20 protein-coding genes and 1 pseudogene are annotated in these 20,125 nt (G+C 72.3%); 10 read left to right on the plus strand and 11 right to left on the minus strand.

Features of this window, described 5'->3' with window-relative positions:
- Positions 1-90 precede the first annotated feature (90 nt).
- Positions 91-348 carry a DUF2277 domain-containing protein gene (locus tag GLX30_RS24800; protein ID WP_159692471.1) on the plus strand — a complete coding sequence of 86 codons (258 nt, stop codon included), beginning with the start codon at positions 91-93 and terminating at the stop codon, positions 346-348.
- On the opposite strand, the gene GLX30_RS24805 is transcribed toward GLX30_RS24800, so the two are convergent.
- The 4 genes and pseudogenes from GLX30_RS24805 to GLX30_RS24820 all read right to left on the minus strand — a co-directional run bounded on the left by GLX30_RS24805 (position 314) and on the right by GLX30_RS24820 (position 4,496).
- Positions 314-964: a VTT domain-containing protein gene (locus GLX30_RS24805; RefSeq protein WP_159692473.1), complete on the minus strand. Its 651-nt coding sequence runs from the start codon at positions 962-964 to the stop codon at positions 314-316. The two genes, GLX30_RS24800 and GLX30_RS24805, sit on opposite strands and share 35 nt — an antisense overlap.
- A gap of 303 nt (positions 965-1,267) precedes the next feature.
- Complete coding sequence (locus tag GLX30_RS24810) at positions 1,268-1,735, minus strand: DoxX family protein (RefSeq protein ID WP_244258280.1); 468 nt, start codon at positions 1,733-1,735, stop codon at positions 1,268-1,270.
- A gap of 309 nt (positions 1,736-2,044) precedes the next feature.
- Positions 2,045-3,728: pseudogene (locus tag GLX30_RS24815) on the minus strand (alkaline phosphatase D family protein).
- Between the two features lie 105 nt (positions 3,729-3,833).
- Positions 3,834-4,496: an HNH endonuclease family protein gene (locus GLX30_RS24820; protein WP_159692475.1), complete on the minus strand. Its 663-nt coding sequence runs from the start codon at positions 4,494-4,496 to the stop codon at positions 3,834-3,836.
- Between the two features lie 166 nt (positions 4,497-4,662).
- Here GLX30_RS24820 and GLX30_RS24825 point away from each other — a divergent pair, with 166 nt between their 5' ends.
- Positions 4,663-5,424, plus strand: a complete 762-nt coding sequence (locus tag GLX30_RS24825) for an ABC transporter permease (RefSeq protein WP_159692477.1) — start codon at positions 4,663-4,665, stop codon at positions 5,422-5,424.
- A 458-nt stretch (positions 5,425-5,882) separates the two neighbouring features.
- The gene (locus GLX30_RS24830; protein ID WP_159692479.1) at positions 5,883-6,464 is read left to right on the plus strand and encodes a TMEM165/GDT1 family protein; all 582 of its coding nucleotides are present in this window, start codon (positions 5,883-5,885) and stop codon (positions 6,462-6,464) included.
- Positions 6,465-6,473: 9 nt separating this feature from the next.
- On the opposite strand, the gene GLX30_RS24835 is transcribed toward GLX30_RS24830, so the two are convergent.
- The gene (locus GLX30_RS24835; protein ID WP_159692481.1) at positions 6,474-7,127 is read right to left on the minus strand and encodes an HAD-IA family hydrolase; all 654 of its coding nucleotides are present in this window, start codon (positions 7,125-7,127) and stop codon (positions 6,474-6,476) included.
- A gap of 120 nt (positions 7,128-7,247) precedes the next feature.
- Positions 7,248-8,582 carry a peptidoglycan-binding domain-containing protein gene (locus tag GLX30_RS24840; protein ID WP_159692483.1) on the minus strand — a complete coding sequence of 445 codons (1,335 nt, stop codon included), beginning with the start codon at positions 8,580-8,582 and terminating at the stop codon, positions 7,248-7,250.
- 253 nt (positions 8,583-8,835) lie between these two features.
- Here GLX30_RS24840 and GLX30_RS24845 point away from each other — a divergent pair, with 253 nt between their 5' ends.
- Entirely contained in the window at positions 8,836-10,803 is a 1,968-nt protein-coding gene (locus tag GLX30_RS24845; protein ID WP_244258281.1) for an MFS transporter, read from the plus strand.
- Positions 10,804-10,866: 63 nt separating this feature from the next.
- Here the strand turns inward: GLX30_RS24845 and GLX30_RS24850 are convergent, their stop codons facing one another.
- Positions 10,867-11,346, minus strand: coding sequence for a GNAT family N-acetyltransferase (locus GLX30_RS24850; protein ID WP_208545480.1), 480 nt, complete (start codon positions 11,344-11,346; stop codon positions 10,867-10,869).
- 117 nt (positions 11,347-11,463) lie between these two features.
- On the opposite strand from GLX30_RS24850, the gene GLX30_RS24855 reads away from it, so the two are divergent.
- Both GLX30_RS24855 and GLX30_RS24860 read left to right on the plus strand, forming a co-directional pair.
- Positions 11,464-12,105: a hypothetical protein gene (locus GLX30_RS24855; protein ID WP_159692485.1), complete on the plus strand. Its 642-nt coding sequence runs from the start codon at positions 11,464-11,466 to the stop codon at positions 12,103-12,105.
- Positions 12,105-12,662 (plus strand): hypothetical protein, encoded by a 558-nt coding sequence (locus GLX30_RS24860; protein WP_159692487.1) that lies wholly within the window; start codon positions 12,105-12,107, stop codon positions 12,660-12,662. Before GLX30_RS24855 ends, GLX30_RS24860 begins: the two co-directional genes overlap by 1 nt.
- 16 nt (positions 12,663-12,678) lie before the next feature.
- Here GLX30_RS24860 and GLX30_RS24865 read toward each other — a convergent pair whose 3' ends face one another.
- The 3 genes from GLX30_RS24865 to GLX30_RS24875 all read right to left on the minus strand — a co-directional run bounded on the left by GLX30_RS24865 (position 12,679) and on the right by GLX30_RS24875 (position 15,212).
- Positions 12,679-13,017 carry an antibiotic biosynthesis monooxygenase gene (locus GLX30_RS24865; RefSeq protein ID WP_159692489.1) on the minus strand — a complete coding sequence of 113 codons (339 nt, stop codon included), beginning with the start codon at positions 13,015-13,017 and terminating at the stop codon, positions 12,679-12,681.
- Positions 13,018-13,408: 391 nt separating this feature from the next.
- Positions 13,409-14,080 (minus strand): O-methyltransferase, encoded by a 672-nt coding sequence (locus GLX30_RS24870; protein ID WP_159692491.1) that lies wholly within the window; start codon positions 14,078-14,080, stop codon positions 13,409-13,411.
- 16 nt (positions 14,081-14,096) lie between these two features.
- Complete coding sequence (locus GLX30_RS24875) at positions 14,097-15,212, minus strand: DUF2330 domain-containing protein (RefSeq protein ID WP_159692493.1); 1,116 nt, start codon at positions 15,210-15,212, stop codon at positions 14,097-14,099.
- A 293-nt stretch (positions 15,213-15,505) separates the two neighbouring features.
- Between GLX30_RS24875 and GLX30_RS24880 the strand changes: the two genes are divergently transcribed.
- Complete coding sequence (locus tag GLX30_RS24880) at positions 15,506-17,530, plus strand: bifunctional glycosyltransferase 87/phosphatase PAP2 family protein (protein ID WP_159692495.1); 2,025 nt, start codon at positions 15,506-15,508, stop codon at positions 17,528-17,530.
- Positions 17,531-17,584: 54 nt separating this feature from the next.
- On the opposite strand, the gene GLX30_RS24885 is transcribed toward GLX30_RS24880, so the two are convergent.
- Complete coding sequence (locus GLX30_RS24885; RefSeq protein ID WP_159692497.1) at positions 17,585-18,004, minus strand: ATP-binding protein; 420 nt, start codon at positions 18,002-18,004, stop codon at positions 17,585-17,587.
- A 91-nt stretch (positions 18,005-18,095) separates the two neighbouring features.
- Between GLX30_RS24885 and GLX30_RS24890 the strand changes: the two genes are divergently transcribed.
- From GLX30_RS24890 to bla, 3 genes are read left to right on the plus strand one after another with little or no spacing between them, the layout of a single operon-like run.
- On the plus strand, positions 18,096-18,938 hold the full coding sequence (locus GLX30_RS24890) for a helix-turn-helix transcriptional regulator (protein WP_159692499.1): 843 nt from the start codon (positions 18,096-18,098) through the stop codon (positions 18,936-18,938).
- Entirely contained in the window at positions 18,913-19,182 is a 270-nt protein-coding gene (locus tag GLX30_RS24895) for a DUF397 domain-containing protein (RefSeq protein ID WP_159692501.1), read from the plus strand. The genes GLX30_RS24890 and GLX30_RS24895 overlap by 26 nt, the downstream gene beginning before the upstream one ends.
- A complete protein-coding gene (gene bla, locus GLX30_RS24900) occupies positions 19,179-20,120 on the plus strand; it encodes a class A beta-lactamase (protein ID WP_159692503.1) in 942 nt (313 codons plus the stop codon). Before GLX30_RS24895 ends, bla begins: the two co-directional genes overlap by 4 nt.
- The last annotated feature ends 5 nt before the right edge of the window (positions 20,121-20,125 follow it).

A 20,125-nucleotide genomic window follows, 5' to 3' on the forward strand; every position in this document is an offset into this window, starting at 1 on the left:
GGCGGCGTCGGCGGGCCCCCGGGTTACCCGCGGTGTCACGGCGCGGGCGACGGTCCGACGGCTGTCGGTGGTGCGCGGCACACTGGAGGCATGTGCCGCAGCATCAAGACTCTCCGTCCGCCCGTCCTTCCCGAAGAGGCCACCGAGGAGGACATCCGCGCCGCCGCCCTGCAGTACGTGCGCAAGGTCTCCGGCTTCCGGGCCCCGGCCGCGCACAACCGCGAGGTGTTCGACGAGGCCGTCGAGGAGATCGCGGAAGCGACCCGCAGACTCCTCGAGGGGCTCGAGATCCGCGGCTCCGGCGGCCATGCCGCTAAGCGGCAGGCCGAGGAGCCGGACGCCGCATGAAGTAGGCGGCGAGCGAGCCGGCGCCGAACAGCGCCAGCACGGACACCGCCGCGCCGATCCAGCTCGCGCCGAGCCACTGGCCGCCGAACCAGCCGAGCCCGACGGCGTAGCCGGCCCAGGCGATCCCGGCCAGGGCCGACCACGGGAGGAACTCCTTCACCTTGCGGTGCGCCGCGCCCGCGCCCAGCGAGACCACGGACCGGCCGGCCGGTGCGAAACGGGCGATGACGACGAGCGCGCCGCCTCCGCGTCCGAGCGCCACGCCGAGACGTTCCTGCGCTCTGGTCAGGCGGCGTGAGCGGGCGATGGCCCGGTCCAGCCGGTCGCCGCCGCGCCAGGCGAGCCGGTAGGCGACCATATCGCCGAGTACGGAGGCGGTCGCCGCGCACAGCACGAGGATCAGCAGCGAGGGGACCTCGCGCGGCACCTGGCCCGCCGCGCCGGCGACGGCCGCGGCGCCGGGCGCGGCCGTGGAGCCGGCGGCCGCGGCGGTGGCTGCCGTGATCACCAGCACTCCGCTGGGCAGCACGGGCAGGAACACGTCGAGAAGGACGGACAGGGCCACGACGGCGTAGATCCATGGGCTGCCGGTCAGCGACCCAATGCTCTCGAGCACCTTGACTCTCCCCGTTCCTGGCAGGGCCACGGTGTCGCGGGGAGCGGCAGGCGGCCAGACAGCTGTACAGCGTACGCCTGGAGTGCCGAGGACATCGACAAGGGGCGTTCCCCCGCCGGACACCGAAACGAAACCGCCCGTACGGAGCCCGTACGAAGCACGGAGCGAGTACGGGGCAACGGCCGTCGGCCGGGCCGTACCTGAGGTGGCCTCACGGCCCCCTGGACAAGGGCGGGGACGGAGACGCGGACGCCCGGCCCCTTCCGAAGGAGGGACCGGGCGATGCGTACGCCTGCGGCAGGGTCAGGCGGCGGCGGTGGCCCGTTCCTCGCGCTGCTCCGCCGGGCGGGCGGCGCGGCGCGGCGCGAACAGCCGGTCCAGCGCCAGGGCGCCGGGGCCGGTGAAGACCAGCAGCAGGAACGCCCAGCAGAACATCGCCGACGCCTCACCGCCGTTCTGCAGCGGGAACAGTGACTCGGGCTGATGGACCTTGAAGTACGCGTACGCCATCGAGCCGGAGGCGACCAGGGACGCGCTGCGGGTGCCGAGGCCGAGCAGGGCCAGGGCTCCGGCGACCAGCTGGATCACCGCCGCGTACCAGCCCGGCCAGGTGCCGGCCGGGACGGTGCCGCCGCCCGCCGCGCCGCCGAGGACGCCGAACAGTGAGGCGGCGCCGTGGCAGAGGAACAGCAGACCCACGACGGCACGGAACAGGCCGAGCGCGTAGGGCTGCGCCTGTTCCAGGCGTGCGGGCAGGGGGGAGGGACTCATGTGGGGGACTCCTTCGGTTTCGGGGACAGAACCGATGAGGGGGCCCCAGGTTAGGCAGACCTAATCATTACTTGCAAGTTCAACATTTTCTCGCGGGCTGCTTTTGGCCGAAGCTTCCCCCTCGGTGACGGCCCGCGGCGGCGGACACGCGAGAGCGCCCTGACCTGGCCTCCCACGATGCAGGCAGCGGCATCCTCCGGTTTGGTGACACGGCAGGCTGAATACCGGGCGCCCGGCCGAGGGGTGTCCTCGGCACGGCGCGCCATGGTTTGGCGGGAAAGCGGCGCTTCCCGGCCGGCGGGCCGCCGGTCAGGAGCCGTCCGTCAGCGGCCGGTCGAACACGGTCGTCAACTGCCCGCGGTCGTCCGCCCGCGCCCGGTCCAGCCGCAGCGACGCCCTCCGCCCTCGCAGGGTCAGGGTCATCAGCTGATTGCCGAACCAGGGCCCGCCCCGCGCCCCCACCTGACGAGTGGTTCACCGGCGCGGCCGTGTCGGGCGAAGAGCCGGCCCAGCCGCCGTCCCGCTCGGCTCCAGCCGAACCGGAAGCCGATCCTCACCGCCTTGGGGACGGAGTTGTGCACGGGCGAGCAGGTCAACTGGAGCACCCGCGCATCCGGGGCGGCGACGGCGCCCGCGCCCCCGGCACCGTCCACGGGGTCGCCGGGCCGTTCCGGCTCCGCCACGTACGCGTGATGGACGTCTCCCGAAAGCACGCACACCGTCGCCGGCGCGTCCGGACCGCTGCCCACCTCGGTGATCAGCCGCGTCAGTTCCTCGAACGAGGAAGGGAACGCCGACCAGTGCTCAAGATCCGCGTGGCGGCGCACCCTCTCCCCGAAGCGTGCCCACCACGCCCCCCGCTCGCCGCGGCACAGGGCGGCGTTCCAGGTCTCCGCGTCGTGGATCAGCGGCGGAAGCAGCCAGGGCAGCGACGTGCCGAGGAGGAGGTGGTCGTACGAGCCGCGTCCCTCCAGGGCCTGTTCGCGCAGCCACGCCGCCTCGCCCGCGTCGAGCATGGATCTGTTCTGCTCGTCCAGGACACGGGCGGCACGGGTGTCGATCATCAGCAGCCGGGTCCGGCCGAAGTCCCGCCGGTAGCTCCAGCGCGCCACGGACGCGTCCTTGTCGGCCGTCTCCGCGAACTGCCGTAGGGCCTGTGTGCCGTCGGGCGCCGACCGTACCGCCTTGTAGAGCGGGTCGGCGGCCAGTTCGGCGGGGGAGAGATTGCCCAGGTGCTGGTACACCCAGTACGACATCAGTGCGCTGAGGATCCGCTCCCGCCACCACGGCGTCGCCCGCATCTCGGCCAGCCAGGCCGTGCTGGTGTTCCAGTCGTCGATGACGTCGTGGTCGTCGAAGATCATGCAGCTGGGCACGGTGGAGAGCAGCCAGCGGACGTCCGGGTCGCGCCACGATTCGTCGTACAGCCAGGTGTACTCCTCGTAGTCCGCCACTCCGGAGCCCGGCGGCACCTCGCGGTCGCGGCCGGCCGACAGCCGTGCGCTGGTGGCCTCTGAGACCTCGTCCGCGTACACCTGGTCGCCGAGCAGCAGCAGGACGTCCGGGCGCTCCTCCTCGGCGGCCGAGGCCAGCTTGGCGGCCAGGGTGTCCAGGGCGTCCGGGCCCACCGGGTCGCGGCCGCGGGCGGGACGGGCGGCCCAGCGGCAGGAGCCGAAGGTGACCCGCACGGAGTCCGCGGCGACCTCCGGGGTGCGGATGGTGCTGGGAGGGTGCGGCGAGTCGTCGAGCGGCCAGACGCGCTCGCCGTCGAGGAGCACCTCGTAGGCGGTCGACGAGCCCGGTGTCAGACCGGTCACGGTGACCAGGGCGTAGTGGTGCCCGGCGACCGTGAACGTACGCGAGGAGCCCCGCCGCCCTGCTCGCAGCGGACCTCCGCCGTGCACGGGCGGCCGGTCTCGACCCAGACGGTCGCGGCGGTGCCCGTGTCCCAGTCGACGTGCCGCAGCAGCGGCCCAAGGCGAAGCCCGGTCATGTGATGCCCCTTCCGTCGCCCCGTACGGTACGGAACGACGGAGAGGGGCGGGCCGGTTCCGCCGACTCGTGGTGTGTCCCCGGCGCGGCTCTGTGCGGCGGCCGGTCAGCAGCCGTTCAGGATGCTCTGCAGCGCGCTCTTCTCCGCCGAGTCGACCTTGAGGTTCCAGTAGTACTTCGTGTGCACCCACATCCGGGCGTACATGCAGCGGTACGAGGTGACCGGCGGCAGCCACTCGGCCGGGTCCTGGTCGCCCTTGGACTGGTTGACGTTGTCCGTGACGGCGATGAGCTGCGGACGGGTCAGGTCGTTGGCGAACTGCTGGCGCTTGGACGTGGTCCAGCTGTTCGCGCCGGAACGCCACGCCTCCGCCAGCGGGACTATGTGGTCGATGTCGACGTCGGAGGCCGCGGACCAGGTGGCGCCGTCGTAGGGGGAGAACCAACGGCCGCTCGTCGCCGCGCAGCTGGAGTCCTGCTGGACGTCGGTGCCGTCCCGCTCGAGCACGACCTCGCGGGTGTTGCAGGCGCCCGACTGGGTGATCCAGTGCGGGAACAGGTCACGGCTGTACCCGGTGGAGGAGCCCTCCGCGGCCACGGTCAGCTGGCTGAGGTAGCTGCGGGCGGTGGTGGCGCTGACCGGGGTGGGCGGGGCGGCCTGCGCGGTGGGCGAGGTGGCCAGTAGGCCGGCCATGGCGAGGGCGGACGTGACGGCGAGCACGGCTGCGCGGCGGACGCCGAGGCTTCGACGCGCGTAGACACCTGACATGCGAACTCCTTCGAGGTGGGGGGAACTTGGCCGTTCGGGCGTGGCCATGTTCGCGGCGCCAGGTTTCTCGGGGATGGGCGCCAGGTAACAGGGTGGCGACATGGGCACGTCACATCAAGGGTTCTGACGCGCCGACATGATCCCTGGGGCGTCGTAATGTTGCGGCGTGCTGCTGCCGGTCAACCTCACCCTCGGGGCCGTGCTGGCCGTTCTGCTCGTCGCCGCGGCGACCGTGGCGGCCGTCGCCCACCTCGGGCGTTCCCGCGACATCGCCGTCGCGGGCGTGCGTGCGGCGGTCCAACTCGCCGTCGTGTCACTGGCGATCGGCTGGGTCGTCCGCTCCGTCCCGCTGCTGCTCGCCTTCCTCGTGCTGATGTACGCGGTCGCCGTCCGTACCGCCGGCCGGCGCATCACCGCCAACGGCACCTGGTGGTGGGCCGGTCTGCCGATCGCGGCGGGCGTGCTCCCCGTCGTGGCCGCGCTGCTCCTCACCGGACTGGTGCCGGTGAAGGGCATCACACTGATCCCCGTGACCGGCATCCTCATCGGCGGCGCCCTGAGCGTGACGGCGGTCGGCGGCCGGCGGGCGCTGGACGAGCTCGAGCAGCGCCGCGGTGAGGTGGAGGCCGGGCTCGCCCTCGGCCTGGCCGACCGTGACGCCCGCCTCGAGGTCGCCCGCGAGCCCGCCTCCGACGCGCTGCTCCCCGGCCTCGACCAGACCAGGACCGTGGGCCTCGTCACACTGCCGGGCGCCTTCGTCGGCATGCTGCTCGGCGGCGCCTCCCCCGTGGAGGCGGGCGCGGTGCAGCTCTTCGTGCTGGTCGCGCTGATGGCCGTCCAGGCGGTCGCGGTGGCCCTGGTGGTGGAACTGGTGGCCAGGGGACGCCTGCACCGGGAGGGCACGCGCCCGCCGGGCGCACGGCGCTGACCCGGTCCGGTCGGGGTCGGGCCCTGACCGACCACGGCGCGGCGGCCCGCCCGGACCGGTCTCGTTCCGGGCGTTCGGCCCTGCCACCCCGCCGCGGTCAGGCCCTCCCGGGCCGCTCTCGGCCCGCGCGGGCCCTGCCCGGTCCGGTCGGGGCCGCCCTACGGGCCTCGCCCGGCGGCCCGCCCCCACGCGGCGGCGGCGCTTCGCGTCCGCGCGGGGTCTCGCGTACTCTGTTCAGCGCAGAAGGGGAGTAGCTCTTCGCCGGACCGTCGACATACTGCTGGGCCTCGTGCCCGGCCGGCGCCCGGAGGCGGCCCGTCATCGGCGGTCGCCAGCGAGACCTTCGGCCGCAGTGCCCATGTGTCCATCCATGGCGCTGCCGTGCCGAAGCGACCCCTGAAACGCCTCAGGTCACTCTCGGCAGGGCCGCGCCGCGCCTACCGATTGAGGATCCATCCGTGATCAGCTTCACCGTCATGGCGATCACGTTCGGCGTCGTCTTCCTCGCCGAACTGCCCGACAAGACCGCCCTCGCCGGTCTCATGCTGGGCACCCGCTACCGCGCCTCTTACGTTTTCGCCGGTGTCGCGGCGGCGTTCGCCGTCCATGTCGCGCTCGCCATCGCCGCGGGCAGCGTGCTGACCCTGCTGCCGCACCGGCTGGTGCAGGCAGTGGTGGGGGTCCTCTTCCTCGCGGGCGCGCTGATGCTGCTGAAGAAGGGCGACGACGAGGAGGCGACCGTCAAGGCGCCCGCCGACCAGTCGTTCTGGAAGGTCTCGGGCGCGGGCTTCATGCTCATCCTCGTCGCCGAGTTCGGAGACCTCACCCAGATCATGACGGCCAACCTCGCCGCACGTTACGACAGCCCCGTCTCGGTCGGCCTCGGCGCCGTCCTGGCGCTGTGGGCCGTCGCCGCCATCGGCATCCTGGGCGGGCGGACGCTGATGCGGTACGTGCCGCTGAGGCTGATCACCAAGGTCGCGGCCTGCCTCATGCTGGCCCTCGCCGGCTTCAGCCTCTTCGAGGCGATCACCGGCTGAGCCGCCGGATCAGACGGCGCGCAGCGCGATCGTGCCGTCGTCGTGCGCGGTGACCGTGAGGCGGGTGAGGTCGGGCACGTGGATGTCGGGCGCCATCGCCGCGGCGCGGGGACCCACACCGACGATCCGCATGCCCGCGGCGCGGGCCGCCGTGATGCCGGCCTCCGAGTCCTCGAACGCCACGCAGTCCTCAGGGGCGAAGCCCAGTTCGGCCGCGCCCTTCAGGAAGCCCTCCGGGTCCGGCTTGCTGGCGCCGACGCACTCGGCCGTTACACGGACCTGCGGCATCGGCAGCCCGGCCGCGTTCATCCGGGCCGTGGCCAGCGCGAGGTCGGCCGAGGTCACGAGGGCGTGCGGCAGGGCGGCGACGGCGGCCATGAAGGCGGGGGCGCCGGCGACCGGGACGACGCCGTCGGTGTCGGCGGTCTCCTGGGCGAGCAGCACGCGGTTGTCGGCGTGGTTCTGCTCCATGGGGCGGTCGGGCAGCAGGACCGCCATCGTCGCGTAGCCCTGGCGGCCGTGGACGGTCTTGAGCGCCTCCTCGGCGTCCAGCCCGTGCTCGATCGCCCAGGCCCGCCAGACGCGCTCCACCACCGCGTCCGAGTTGACGATGGTGCCGTCCATGTCGAGCAGGAGGGCGCGAGCGGTCAGGGTGGTCGTCATGCGGACTCCAGAGCGCGGCGGAAGGAAAGCAAGCGGCCTCGCCCGCCGGTCAGGGAATACGGGCGAAGCCACTTTGTTCCTTCACGATACAAAACGGGGCGGGGTAAACGCCAATCCGTTTCAGGACGACCGTGTCTCGGCCTCCAGCGCGCGACGGGTGTGCGGGCCGTAGACGCCCAGCGGATCACCCTGGATGCCGCGGTCCCACTGGTAGATCTTCACGGCCTGCTCCACGTCATCGTCGAAGCGGCCGTCCGCGTCGTCGTACGGATACAGCCACAGCTGCCTCAGCCGCTTCTGGAGGTCGGCCACCGCCGCACCGCTGTCGCCGCGGCGCAGCGTCCCGCCGGCCGGCTTGTCGGACGGTGCCTCCGACACCGTGCCCGTCTCCTTGGCCGTCGACGCCGGGGCGGAGGGGTCGGCCGGCCGGTCGCCCGTGCTCGGGCTCGTGCGGGGCGCGGACCTCGACGGCGACGGTGACGCGGACGCCGAAGCGGACGGTGATGCCGAGGCCGACGGGGAGGGCGAGGCGGAGGCCGACGCGCTCGCGGAGGCGGACTCCGAAGGCGCTTCCGACACCACGCCGGCGGTCGGGGCACTGCTGCGGGTGTCCGGCGGCAGCGCACGGTCCTGTTCCTCGCCGCCGGCGAACAGTCCTCCGGCGAACGCGGCCGTCCCCGCCACGGCGACGGCCGCCACGCCCATGGCGAGCCCGGCGAACACCCGCCTGTTCCGCCGCGGCCCGTCACCCCCGTGACCATGACTGCTCCCGGCCGTGCCGCCGCCGACGGGCGCCAGGACGACGGTGTCGTCACCCCCATGGCGTGGGCCGCCGGCCCGGTCCGGCGTGATCTCCTCCGGCGGCAGCGCCCCGCCGTACGCGGCGGCGCCGTCGTGCGCAGCAGGCCCATGGCCGGGCGCCGTTCCGTCCGGCTCCACCTGGCCCGGGCCGTACTCCTGGCCGCCTGCGTCGGCAGGTGCCGAGGCGGAAGGTTCCTGCATGGGCCGCGGCAGCCCCGCCGCCCCTTGCCCGGCGGCGGCCGCGCCGGGGGCGAAACCCTCGCGCACGGGCGGCGTGTAGCTCTTCGCGCCCGGCGTCGAACCGTCGTGCGTGGGCGACGCGTGGGCCTCCCCGCCCCGGGCGAAGCCCTCGGGCGTGACGTCCCCTCGCGCGCCCGCCGCGCCGGGCACGTGGCCCCCGTGCCCGGCCGGGGCCGGACGAACGACGGTGTCCGGATCGGGCGGGCCGGACGGGGCGCGGTGCGGCGTGCCAAGGCCCTCCAGCGTCACGTACGGCCTGATCCGCAGCGGATCGAAGTCCTCCGCCGCCGCGGTGTCCGCCTCCCGTTCCGCACGCAGAGCGGCCCCCGCCCGCTCGGCGCAGTCACAGCCGGGCCCGGCGCTGCCGTCCGGGTTCCGCGGTCTGTCGCACTCCGGACATCTGTTTCCGGTCATTGCCGGTTCCCCTCCCCTTTGAATGCCGCCGATTATGCAACCGTCCCGCGCGACACCCAACGCCCCACCGGCCACACCGCCCCTCTCGGGAGGCCATAACCGGACAGACACACCACGATGGGATGGAACAGCGCCACGGAACCGAGGAGATCGGCATGGCTCAGGAGATGAGCACCGCCCAGGTGGGGTCCGCCCCGGCGAGGGGCACGACCGGCGGACCGTTCTCGTCGCCATCGGCGCGCTCCTGCTGGGCATGCTCCTGGCCGCCCTCGACCAGACGATCGTCGCCACCGCACTGCCGACCATCGTCAGTGAGCTGGGCGGCATGGACCACCTCTCCTGGGTGGTCACCGCCTACATGCTGGCCGCCACCGCCGCGACTCCCCTGTGGGGCAAGCTCGGTGACCAGTACGGGCGCAAGAAGCTCTTCCAGACGGCCATCGTCATCTTCCTCATCGGCTCCGCCCTCTGCGGCATCTCCCAGAACATGCCGCAGCTCATCGCCTTCCGCGCGGTCCAGGGACTCGGCGGCGGCGGGCTGATGGTGCTGTCGATGGCGATCGTCGGCGACCTCGTGTCACCGCGTGAACGAGGCAAGTACCAGGGCCTCTTCGGCGCCGTCTTCGGCGCGACGAGCGTCCTCGGACCGCTGCTCGGCGGCTTCTTCACCGAACACCTCAGCTGGCGCTGGGTGTTCTACATCAACCTGCCCGTCGGCGTCGTCGCGCTGCTCGTCATCGCGGCCGTGCTGCACATCCCGGTCCGCCGGACCCGGCACACCATCGACTACCTGGGCACGCTCCTCATCGCCTCCGTCGCCACCTGCCTCGTCCTCGTCGCCTCCCTCGGCGGCACGACCTGGGCGTGGGGCTCGACGCAGATCATCGCCCTCGCCGTTCTCGGGGCCGTGCTCCTCGTCGCGTTCGTCGCCGTCGAACGCAAGGCCGCGGAACCCGTTCTGCCGCTGAAGCTGTTCCGGATCCGGACCTTCACCCTCGTCGCAATCATCAGCTTCGTCATCGGTTTCGCGATGTTCGGGGCGATGACGTACCTGCCGACGTTCCTCCAGGTCGTCCAGGGCATCTCGCCGACCCTGTCCGGTGTCCACATGCTGCCGATGGTGCTCGGCCTGCTGATCACGTCCACGGCGTCGGGGCAGATCGTCAGCCGCACCGGCCGCTGGAAGGTCTTCCCGATCATCGGCACCGCCGTGACGGCGCTGGGCCTTCTGCTCCTCCACCAGCTCACGGAGAACAGCTCCACCTGGCAGATGAGCCTGTTCTTCTTCGTCTTCGGAGCCGGACTCGGTCTCGTCATGCAGGTCCTCGTCCTCGTCGTCCAGAACGCCGTCGGCTACGAGGACCTCGGCGTCGCGACCTCCGGTGCGACGTTCTTCCGCTCCATCGGCGCCTCCTTCGGCGTCGCGATCTTCGGCACGATCTTCACCAACCGGCTGGAGCACAAGCTCACCGACGCCCTCGCCGGGCAGGACGTGCCGCCCGGGGCCGGGGCCGCCGAGCTCGCCGCCGACCCGCGCTCGATCGCGGAACTCCCGTCGGCCCTGCGCCCGTCGGTGCTCAACGCGTACTCCACGGCCATCACGGACGTCTTCCTCTACGCCCTGCCCGTCGTCGCGCTCGCCTTCCTCGTCGCCTGGTTCCTGAAGGAGGACAAGCTCCGCGTCTCGGTGACCGCGCCGGACCACAGCGAGACGTTGGCCTCCAACCCCGTCGAGCGCTCCTCGCACGACGAGGTCGCACGGGCCCTGTCGGTGCTCGGCTCCCGCGAGGGCAGACGGCACATCTACGAGAAGATCACCGCGCGGGCCGGCTACGACCTGCTGCCCGCCTCCAGCTGGCTGCTGCTGCGCATGAAGCGCCACGGCGTCGTCGAACCGGCCCGGCTCGCCGAGACGACGCCCGTCCCGCTGCGCGCGATCACGGAGGCGACCCGTGAGGTGGAGGGACGCGGCCTCGCCCGCCGTGAGGGCCTCGACCTGATGCTCACGGACAGCGGCGTGGAGGCCGCCGTGCGGCTGGCGCAGGCGCGCGAGGAGTCGCTCGCCGAGTTGCTCGGCGACTGGTGGGGACCCGAACGGCCGACCGACCTCGTCCAGCTGGTGCACGACCTGAACGCGGAGCTGTGCGGCTCGGACGCCGAGCGGCCGCACAGTCCGGAACAGCACCGCGACCACGAGTACCGGCGGGGCCACCCCGTCTGACGTCCCGGCTGTGCCGTCCCGCCGGGCGCGTCCGCCCCGCCGGTGTGCCTCGTCGCGCTCCGGTCAGAGGTCCTTGCCGTACCAGATGTCCATGTACGGGCCGCTGCAGTACGCCGGTATCTCCGCGTAGCCGTGCCGCGTGTACAGCGCGCGGGCCTCCACCAGGTCGAGGCGGGTGTTGAGGACCATCCGCCGCGCGCCGAGGGTGCGGGCCTCGTGCTCCAGCGCCTCCATCAGCAGCGAGGCGCCCTTGCGGCCGCGGACGTCGTGACGCAGGAAGACCCGGGTGAGCTCCGCGCGCTCCTCGTCCAGCATCAGCACCCCGCCGCAGGCCGCCGCCTCGCCTCCGTACCGGCCCACGAGGAACTGGCCCGTCGGCGGCGTCAACAGCTCGACGCCGTCGCCGGTGAGCCCTTCGTCGACCTCCCCCACGGTCGCGGGCCGGCCCCAGTAGCGGCTCGCCACATCGTGGTAGTACGCGCGCCGCAGCGCGGTCGCGTCGGGGGAGTCGAACGGCTCCGGGGCCAGTGTCCACAGGGTCATGGACCCGTCGTAACCCGTGCGGCGGTTGTTTGGCCAATCATTTCCCGGTTACTCGCAGCTATGAAAGCTCGCGAACAGCGAGCGTCCGCCCACGGGTCCCCACCCGGAAGGTGAGTCATGTCGACCCTGACCACAGTTCTGATCGTCGCCGCGGTGATCGTGGTCCTTCTGATCATCGCCGGCTCCCTCTACGCACGCCGCGGCGGACACGCCGGCGGACGGCGGGCACTGCGTCGGCGGTTCGGCCCCGAGTACGAGCGGGTCGTCGCCCGCCACGACGGCGACACCAAGGCGGCCGACCGCGATCTGCACGACCGCGTCCAGCGCTACGGAGATCTCAGTCCGCAGCCCCTCGCGCCCGGCGTTCGAGAGCAGTACGACACCGCATGGGCCGCCGTGCAGGAACGGTTCGTCGACGACCCGCGTGGTGCCGTCGCCGACGCCGACCAGCTGCTGGGCCGCATCGCGGGCGAGCGCGGCTTCCCGGCCGCCGGTCGCTACGAGGAGCAGCTCGCCGCGCTCTCCGTCCACCACCCGCGCCACGTCGAGGGCTACCGCAGGCTGCACCGCGCCGCCCGCGGCGGCTCGGAAGCGAGTACGGAACAACTGCGCGAGGCGATGGTCGACGCGCGTGAACTCTTCGACGACCTCGTCGCCGACCGGGCCGTGGACCACGGCCGCCACCGGCCCGGCGCCCCCGACCGGTCCCACGGCCGTGGCCGCAGCCACATGCTGCGCCCGAAGGGAAGTGGCGTGTGATGCCGCACCCGAACCCGCACGAATCCTCCAGGACTGCCGTCCCGCCCGCTTACCCCGGCGACGCGGGAGACCTCGAAGTCCCCGCCGCGCCGGTCGGGCGGGACGGCAAGGACGACATACGCGCCACCGGCCTGCGACCCGAACGCGGCGCCGCGCACGGGTCCCGGCCGGGGCCGGTGGACGAGCCGCTGAAACCGGTCCTCGACCCCGGCGGTGCCACGACCGGCGGCGCCACGACCGGTGGCACCACCCCGCTCACCGCTCCTGGGGCAGGTGACGCGGAGCCGCAAGCGGCCCGGCTCCTGCCCCAGGACGAATCCGAGCGGCTGGAACACCGCCTGCACCACGCGCTCACCGGCTTCGTCGACTCCCCGCGCCGCGCGGTCGAGGAGGCGGCCGACGTCCTCGAGGACACCGGCGACCGGATCACCGCGTGCCTGGCGGAGCACCGGCGGACGCTGCGGCACTCCGCCGACGCCGGCGGCGACGACACGGAGCAACTGCGCCGCGCGCTCCAGGCGTACCGCGAGGTGACGGAACGGCTGCTGCGGATCTAGCGCGGCGCGGCGTCGGTCAGGACTGCGCCTTGGGCGCGGCCTGCTGCACGACCTCGAACGACCATACGGTGGACCCGGTGGCGGCGGGCTTGGGACGCTCGCCGCCACCGCCTTGTGCGCCGCCGCCTTGGTGGGCGGCCTTCATCGGCCCCTCCATCCAGGCCTGGAACGAGGCCTCGTCACGCCACCGGGTGTAGACCAGGTACTGGTCCGTCCCCTCGACGGGCCGCAGCAGCTCGAACCACTCGAACCCGTCCGAACTCTCGACGGCGCCGGCGCGGGAGGCGAACCGCTTCTCGAGGACGTCGCGCTGCTCGTCGGGGACGGTGAGGACGTTGATCTTCACGATGCTCATGCGGCCATCCTGCCGTACGGGGCGCTTTCCCCCACCCCGCCCCTTCCCGAATCGGGGCAGCCCCGGGCCCCTTACCGCGCTCCGCGCGGTGTAGTCGGGGGCTCCGCCCCCGGGCCCTCGCGCCTCAAACGCCGGCGGGCTCGAGCTGCCTCCGTCCTGTGGAGGCCCCAGCCGCCGACGAGGCTGGAGTTCCGGCGTGGGCGGGCGTGACCGCGGTGCGGAGGCCGCTGCGCGGGGCTGTTCCCCTACCCGCCCCTTCCCGAAAACGGGCTCCGCCCGGACCCGTACCGCCTTCGGCGGGGCCCTCAATCGCCGGGCGGGCTGGATTTCGCTCCGCGAAACCAGCCCCGCGCAGCGGACCCGCGTCGTCACGCGCAGCGGCCCCCCACCGTCACGCGATCACCCGCGCCACCAGCAGCCCGTCGTACCCCTTCGCGCCCACCGTCTGGAGCGCCGTCGCGTCCAGCCTCGGCTCGCGGGCGACAAGTTCGAACATCTCGCGTGTGCCGAGGATCGACGGGTCCTCGCTCGTCGTGTCGACGACGCCCCCGCCGCGCACCACGTTGTCCACGATGATCAGGCTGCCCGGCTGGGTCAGGCGCAGTGCCCACTCCACGTAACGGGCGTTGTTGCGCTTGTCCGCGTCGATGAAGACCAGGTCGAACGGGCCCGCGCCCGGTTCCGCCGCGATGCGCGGCAGGGTGTCGAGGGCCGCGCCGGTGCGGACCTCGGCGATCTTCGCCAGGCCCGCGCGGGCGATGTTCGCGCGGGCCACCTCCGCGTGGGCCGGGTCGTACTCGAGGGAGATCAGCCTGCCGTCCTCCGGCAGCGCCCGCGCCAGCCAGATCGTGCTGTAGCCGCCCAGCGTGCCGATCTCCAGCGCCGTGCGCGCGCCCTGCGTCAGCGCCAGCAGATGGAGCAGCTTTCCCTGATTCGGGGCGACGTTGATCGCGGGGAGCCCCGCCGCCCCGCTCGCCGCGAGGGCCTCGGTGAGGGCCTCGTCCTCCGTCACGAGGAGATCACTGATGTAGCCGTCCACGGCCTGCCATTGATCCTGAGTCATACGGTTCAACCTACTTTCACGAGGCCGTTCCGGGCGTCGGCGTGCGGCGGCTCGCCCGTACGCGCAGCAGCGACAGGGCAGCCACGGCCACGACGGCGGCCCCGCCGCCGACGGTCAGCAACCACACCGGCACGCCGGCGACCGTCAGCAGTTCGTCGTCCCAGTTCACCCGCCGAAAGGGTGTGTCGTGCGCGGTGGGCACCAGTTCGTGGTCGCCGTTGATCCGGCCGGGCTCGGGAAAGTGCTGGTCGAGTGCGGTGAGGAAGCGTTCCTTCCCGCCGGTGAGGTGGCCCACCGCGCCGCGCGGCTCGACCTTCCCCGCGTACGTCACCTCGGGTTCGGAGCCGCCGATGGTGTCGCGCGGTTCCATGCGGTGCGGCGCGAGTACGAACAGGCCGAGCGACTGGGCCGTCGTCGCGCGCCGGGACAGTCGCATCGGATAGACGAGCTTCTCGCTGGCGAAGCTCAGCCGCAGCGGGTCGAGCGTGCCGTCGAGCGTCGTGCCCTCGGTGCTCGGTGCCAGCCGTACGGCCACGTACTCCCAGCCCGCGTCGACGTACGGTTCCAGGTCCTCGTCGAGGCCCTTGGGCAGTTCGAAGCCGTTGTCGGCGAGCCAGTCGCCGAGGGCGTCCGGGTCGGTCGCGGTCAGCCGCGCCACGTCGAAGTCGCCGAGCCGTTCGCGGCCGACGACGCCGACCCCGGGGGCGGCGTCGCCCGGCATCGGTGCGCCCGCGCCCGCGCCGTCCGTGTCGTCGAAGGGCCAGTCGCCGCTCCGTGGCCAGAAGTAGTGGCGCGTACGGTGCACGGGCGCCGCGATCCGGACCAGTTCGTCGAAGAGGGCGCTGTCCGCGAGTTCGACGTCCGCCCGGCTCGGCACGGGCATGATCCACGCCGCTTCCGGCGCGTCCGAGTCGACCGTGAAGCGCATGACGATCTGTTCCGTGCGGCCGTCCCAGTCGATCACCGACGACTCCCGGGCGACGGAGAACTCCGCGTTCCGGTCCACCACCATCGCCCCGCAGCCACAGGCGTAGGCCGGGCTGATCAGCGATCCGAGTTGCAGCACGAGTACCGCCAGCAGCACCGTCAGCAGGCGCGCGCGTACCCCGAATTCTTGTATGTTCCCCCGCATACCGTCTGTGACGGCACCATGAACATCATCGGTTCCGCCCCGGACGACTCTGTTCCGCAACGATCCGGCGACGCCCGGTGCCGTTCCTGAGGCCGACGTCGGGTGGTCGGTGGTCCGGCGGCGATCCGGCGGTCGGTGGCCGAGAGGAATTCGGCCATAACGGGGTGACAGTCAGGCGAACAGGCGGTTGCGTAGGTCTTCTTCACGGGGCAGTGCCACGCTCTACGGACGCTCCGTGGACACCAGAACAGCACACACCAGAACGACAGAAACGGTGGGAGGCTCGGCGCGACGTGGCGAACGCGGAACGCAGCGTGCCCGGGAGTGCGACGGCGGATTCGAGGATCGGAGCGGCCAGGGCAGCGTTGTGGCTCTTCGCGGCCGTGCTCGCCGTACGGCAGACGGCGGCCGTCCTGACCAGCCCGCCCGGTGAGCGGCTCACCGACCTGGGGACGTGGATCGGCGAGAACGGCGTACTGCACGTCCCCGGCTCCCTCTACGACGAGGGCCGGTTCACCGGTACCCCGTTCGCCGGGCTGGTGCTCAAGCCGCTCGCCAGATCGGCGGAGCAGAGTCTCGGCGTCGCCTGGACGTTCGGCACGCTGCTGCTCGTGGTGCTCCTCGGCCTGGTCGCGGCGCGCGCCCTGCCGATCCCCGTCTCCCGCCGCAGCACGCTGCTGGCCGCGCCGGTCGCCATCAGCCTGCTGATGCTGTCGCTCCCGGTTCGCAACAGCTTCCACCTCGGCCAGACCAGCATCATCCCGGTGCTGCTCGTCCTCCTCGGCTGCCTCGTGGCGCGCGGCGAGAGACCGGCGGGCCTGCTCATCGGCGTCGGCGCCGCCCTCCAGCCGACCGTCCTGCTCTTCGCACCCCTGCTGTGGTTCACCGGCCGCCGCCGGGCCGCGGCGGCCTCCACCGGCACCTTCGCCGCCCTGACCGCCCTCGCCTGGGCGGCGATGCCCGGCGACTCGTGGGCGTACTGGGTGCACCACGTCGCGGGCGCCGGTCTCGGTGAGAGTCCTGACAGCCTCGCCAACCAGTCCCTACACGGCGCTCTGCTCCGCTTCGGCCTCGAGGGCCCGCTCGAGATCGCCGTGTACCTGCTCCTCGCGGCGGCCGTCGTCCTCTTCGGGCTGCGGCGTGCCGTCCGCTACGCGCACGACGGCCAGTTGCTGCTCGCCGTCGCCCTCACCGGCTGCGTCGCCGTCGCTGTCTCACCGACCGCCTGGCAGCACCAGGTCCTGTGGGTGCTGCTCGCCGTCGTCGGCCGCGTCGGCCGGCGGGCCTCCGACCGAATGCTGTGGCCCGTGCTCGTCGTCCTCGCGGTCACGCTGCCGGGCAACATGCTGCTGCCGAACCTCACGGTGCTCCACCCGGTACGGGAGAACGCGCTCCTCGTCGCGGCGTTGGCCGCGGCGTGCGCCGTGCCGTTCCTGAGGCTCGACTCGCCGTACTTCCGCCGCCCCGTCCCCACCGAGTACGCGGCAGCCGCCCCGGCCCGCTGGGCCCGCGTACCGCTGTTGCCGTTCTGGCGGCGCGTCCTCAGCCGCCCGAACCTGCTGCTCGAACTGCTCGTCATCCGCGTCGGCTACTCGGTCTACTCGCACATCCGGGCCGCCGCGACCGGCAGTGTCGGCGCGGCGGAGGAACACGCCCGGCAGATCCACGTGGCGGAGGGCGCGCTCGGCATCGACATCGAGCATTGGGTCAACCAGGCGGTGGTGCGGACCGAATGGCTCGAAGCCTTCTTCAACTTCTATTACACGTCGTTCCACTTCGTGGTCCCGCTCGCGATCCTCGGCGTCCTCTACGTCCGCCGGCCCTCCGACTACCGCTGGGCCCGCGCCTCGCTCGCCTTCGCGACGGTGCTCGCACTCCTCGGGTTCTGGCTCTACCCGCTGGCCCCGCCCCGGCTGATGCCCGGCATGGGTTTCATCGACACCGTCCACGGCCCGCAGGACCTCGCCAACCCGGACTACGGTGCGATGACCGCCGTCACCAACCAGTACGCGGCGATGCCGTCCCTGCACTTCGGCTGGTCGCTGTGGTGCGGACTGGTCGTGCTGGTACTCGCTCCCAGGCTGTGGATGAAACTGCTGGGGCTGCTGCACCCGCTGTTCACGGTCTGCGCGATCGTGGCCACCGCCAACCACTGGGTCCTCGACGCCGCGGGCGGCGCGGCGGTGGTCGGAGCGGGCTTCGGACTGACGTACGTACTGGCGGGCCGCAGAAAGCTGCTGGTGCCGGCGAAGTCCGTGCCGTCGGCGAGGTCGTCCGACGACGCGGACGAGAAGGAGACCGCCGCCGCACGCGCGTGAACCCCGGGGGGTACGGGCCTCGACCCGTACCCCCCGGGGTGTGGATCGCCGCGTTCAGCCATCGTCCGCCAGGTCGGCGCGTTCCGCCACTTGGGCGACCTCGAACCAGACCGTCTTGCCGGTTCCGCCCCGGCTGTCCACACCCCAGGTGTCGACGACGGCCTCCAGCAGCGCGAGGCCCCGCCCGGACTCGTCCTCCGGCCCGGCCTGCTGCGGCACGGGCAACTGCCCGCAGCCGTCCGACACTTCCACCCGGACGCCCTGCGGATGCCGCAGGATCAGCAACCCGCACCGCCCGCCGGGCACATGGCGCACGACGTTGGCCAACAGCTCGGTCACCGCCAGCTCGACGGACTCGGTCAGCTCCCGCAGCTTCCAGAGGATCAGATAACAGCGGACGATCCGCCGGATGTGCCGGGCGGAGTGGGCGCCTGCGGTGAAGCGCATACCGTACTGGGGAATCTCTTCGTTCACGGCACGAGCGTGGCCTGCGGTGACTACGCTCGGCTACCGAACGTACGCAACGTGCTGTGCCGTTGCGGCAGTTGAGCGAGGGGGCCACGCCATGTCCGACGTCCGCCACATCAATGCCCTCGACCCGGGCGCGTCGCCGCTCGACTACTACGGCTACGAGCTGCGCAGACACCGCGAGACGGCGGGCCTGACGCAGAAGCAGCTCGGCGCGATCGTGAGCTACACGGGCTCGCTGGTGGGGCAGGTCGAGACGGCGCGGAAGCTGCCCACGGCGGAGTTCAGCGAACGCGTGGACGCGGCGCTGGGCACGGGCGGGCTGTTGTCGCGGCTGCTGGGTCTCGTGCTGCGCAGTCAACTTCCGGCCTGGTTCCAGCAGGTCGCGGAGCTGGAGGCGCGGGCGACGGAGATCTGCGCCTTTCACACGCACTTGGTGCATGGACTGTTGCAGACGCGGGGCTATGCCCGTGCGGTACTGGGGGCGATGGATGTGGCCAACCTGGACGACCGCACGACGGTTCGTCTTGCACGTCAGAGCATTCTTGAGAAGCAGGTGCCGCCTGTTCTATGGGCAATCCTGAGCGAGGCCGCGCTACGACAGGAGATCGGCGGCCCGGATGTGATGCGAACTCAACTGCGACACCTGTTGTGCTACGCGGACGACCCCCGAGTGAACATCCAGGTGCTGCCGTTCAAGGCCGGTGTCCACGCCGGATTGCAAGGCTCATTCGATCTGTTCCGCTTCACGAGTGATCCGTCCATCCTTTATACGGAGGGCTACGGGGCGGGCCATCCCACCGCCAACCCGGACACGGTCAGGGACTGTTCGCTCCGTTACGATCACCTACAGGCCGCTGCCCTCTCCATCAAGGAATCGGCGCAGCTGATCCGGGACATCATGGAGGAGCACCATGGGGAGCACGACGGAGTGGCGTAAGTCCACCTACAGCGGCGACCAGGGCGGCTCATGCGTCGAGTGCGCGCCCCTCGGCAGCGCCGCCTGGCAGAGGTCGAGTTACAGCGACGACAAGGGCGGCGAGTGCGTCGAGTGCGCCGACGTCTCCCACGGTGTCGCCGTGCGTGACTCCAAGGACATCCACCGCCCCGCGCTCCACGTCTCACGGGGCGCGTTCGCCGCGTTCGTCGCGGCGGCGGCCAGGGGGGAACTCCGGGCGTCATGACGTCATCGGGACCGGCCGTCACGCGCCGCGCCCTGCTCGGAGCGGCGGCGCTGTTACCGCTGGCCGGATGCGCCAAGAGCAAGCCGGTGCCCGCTGATCCGTCCGCGGCCACCTCCTCCGCTCCCGCCTCTCCGTCGCCTGCGGAACGCCACGAACGGCTGGCAGAGTTGGAGCGCACGTACGACGCACGCCTGGGCGTGTACGCCCTCGCCACCGGCACCGGCGAGGTCATCGCCCACCGGGCCGACGAACGGTTCGCGTTCTGCTCCACGTTCAAGGGCCTCGCGGCAGCCGCCGTGCTGGACCGGAACCCGCTGTCGCACCTGGACACGCTCGTCAGGTACACCGAGGCGGACCTCCTGGAGAACGCGGCCGTCACGCCGCGCCACGTCTCCACCGGTATGACGATCCGGCAGCTCTGCGACGCGGCGGTCCGCTACAGCGACGGCACCGCGGGCAACCTGCTGCTCCGTGACCTCGGCGGCCCGGCCGAGCTGACCGCGTACGCACGCGGCCTGGGCGACACGGTCACCCGCATGGACCGGATCGAGCCGCTGATCACGGAGGCCACGCCGGGCGATCCCCGCGACACCACGTCCCCCCGGGCGTTCGGCTCCGACTACCGGAAGATCGTGCTGGGTGACGCCCTGCCGCCGGCGAAACGCGCCTTCCTCCGTGACCTGCTGGAGCGCAATGCCACCGGCGCCGGCGCCGCGCGGGTCCGGGCGGGTGTGCCGAAGGGCTGGACCGTGGCCGACAAGACCGGGACGGGCTCCTACGGCACGCTCAACGACATCGCCGTCGTATGGCCCCCGAAGTCCGCGCCGCTCGTCATCTCGATCATGTCCAGCAAGGCCACCGAGGACGCCGCCTACGACCAGACCCTCATCGCCGAGGCCGCGACGTACGCGGTGGCCACGCTGGCTCCGAAGGGGTAGAGCCC

Origin of the sequence: Streptomyces sp. Tu 2975, assembly GCF_009832925.1 — a bacterium.
In the GTDB taxonomy this organism is placed as follows: domain Bacteria; phylum Actinomycetota; class Actinomycetes; order Streptomycetales; family Streptomycetaceae; genus Streptomyces.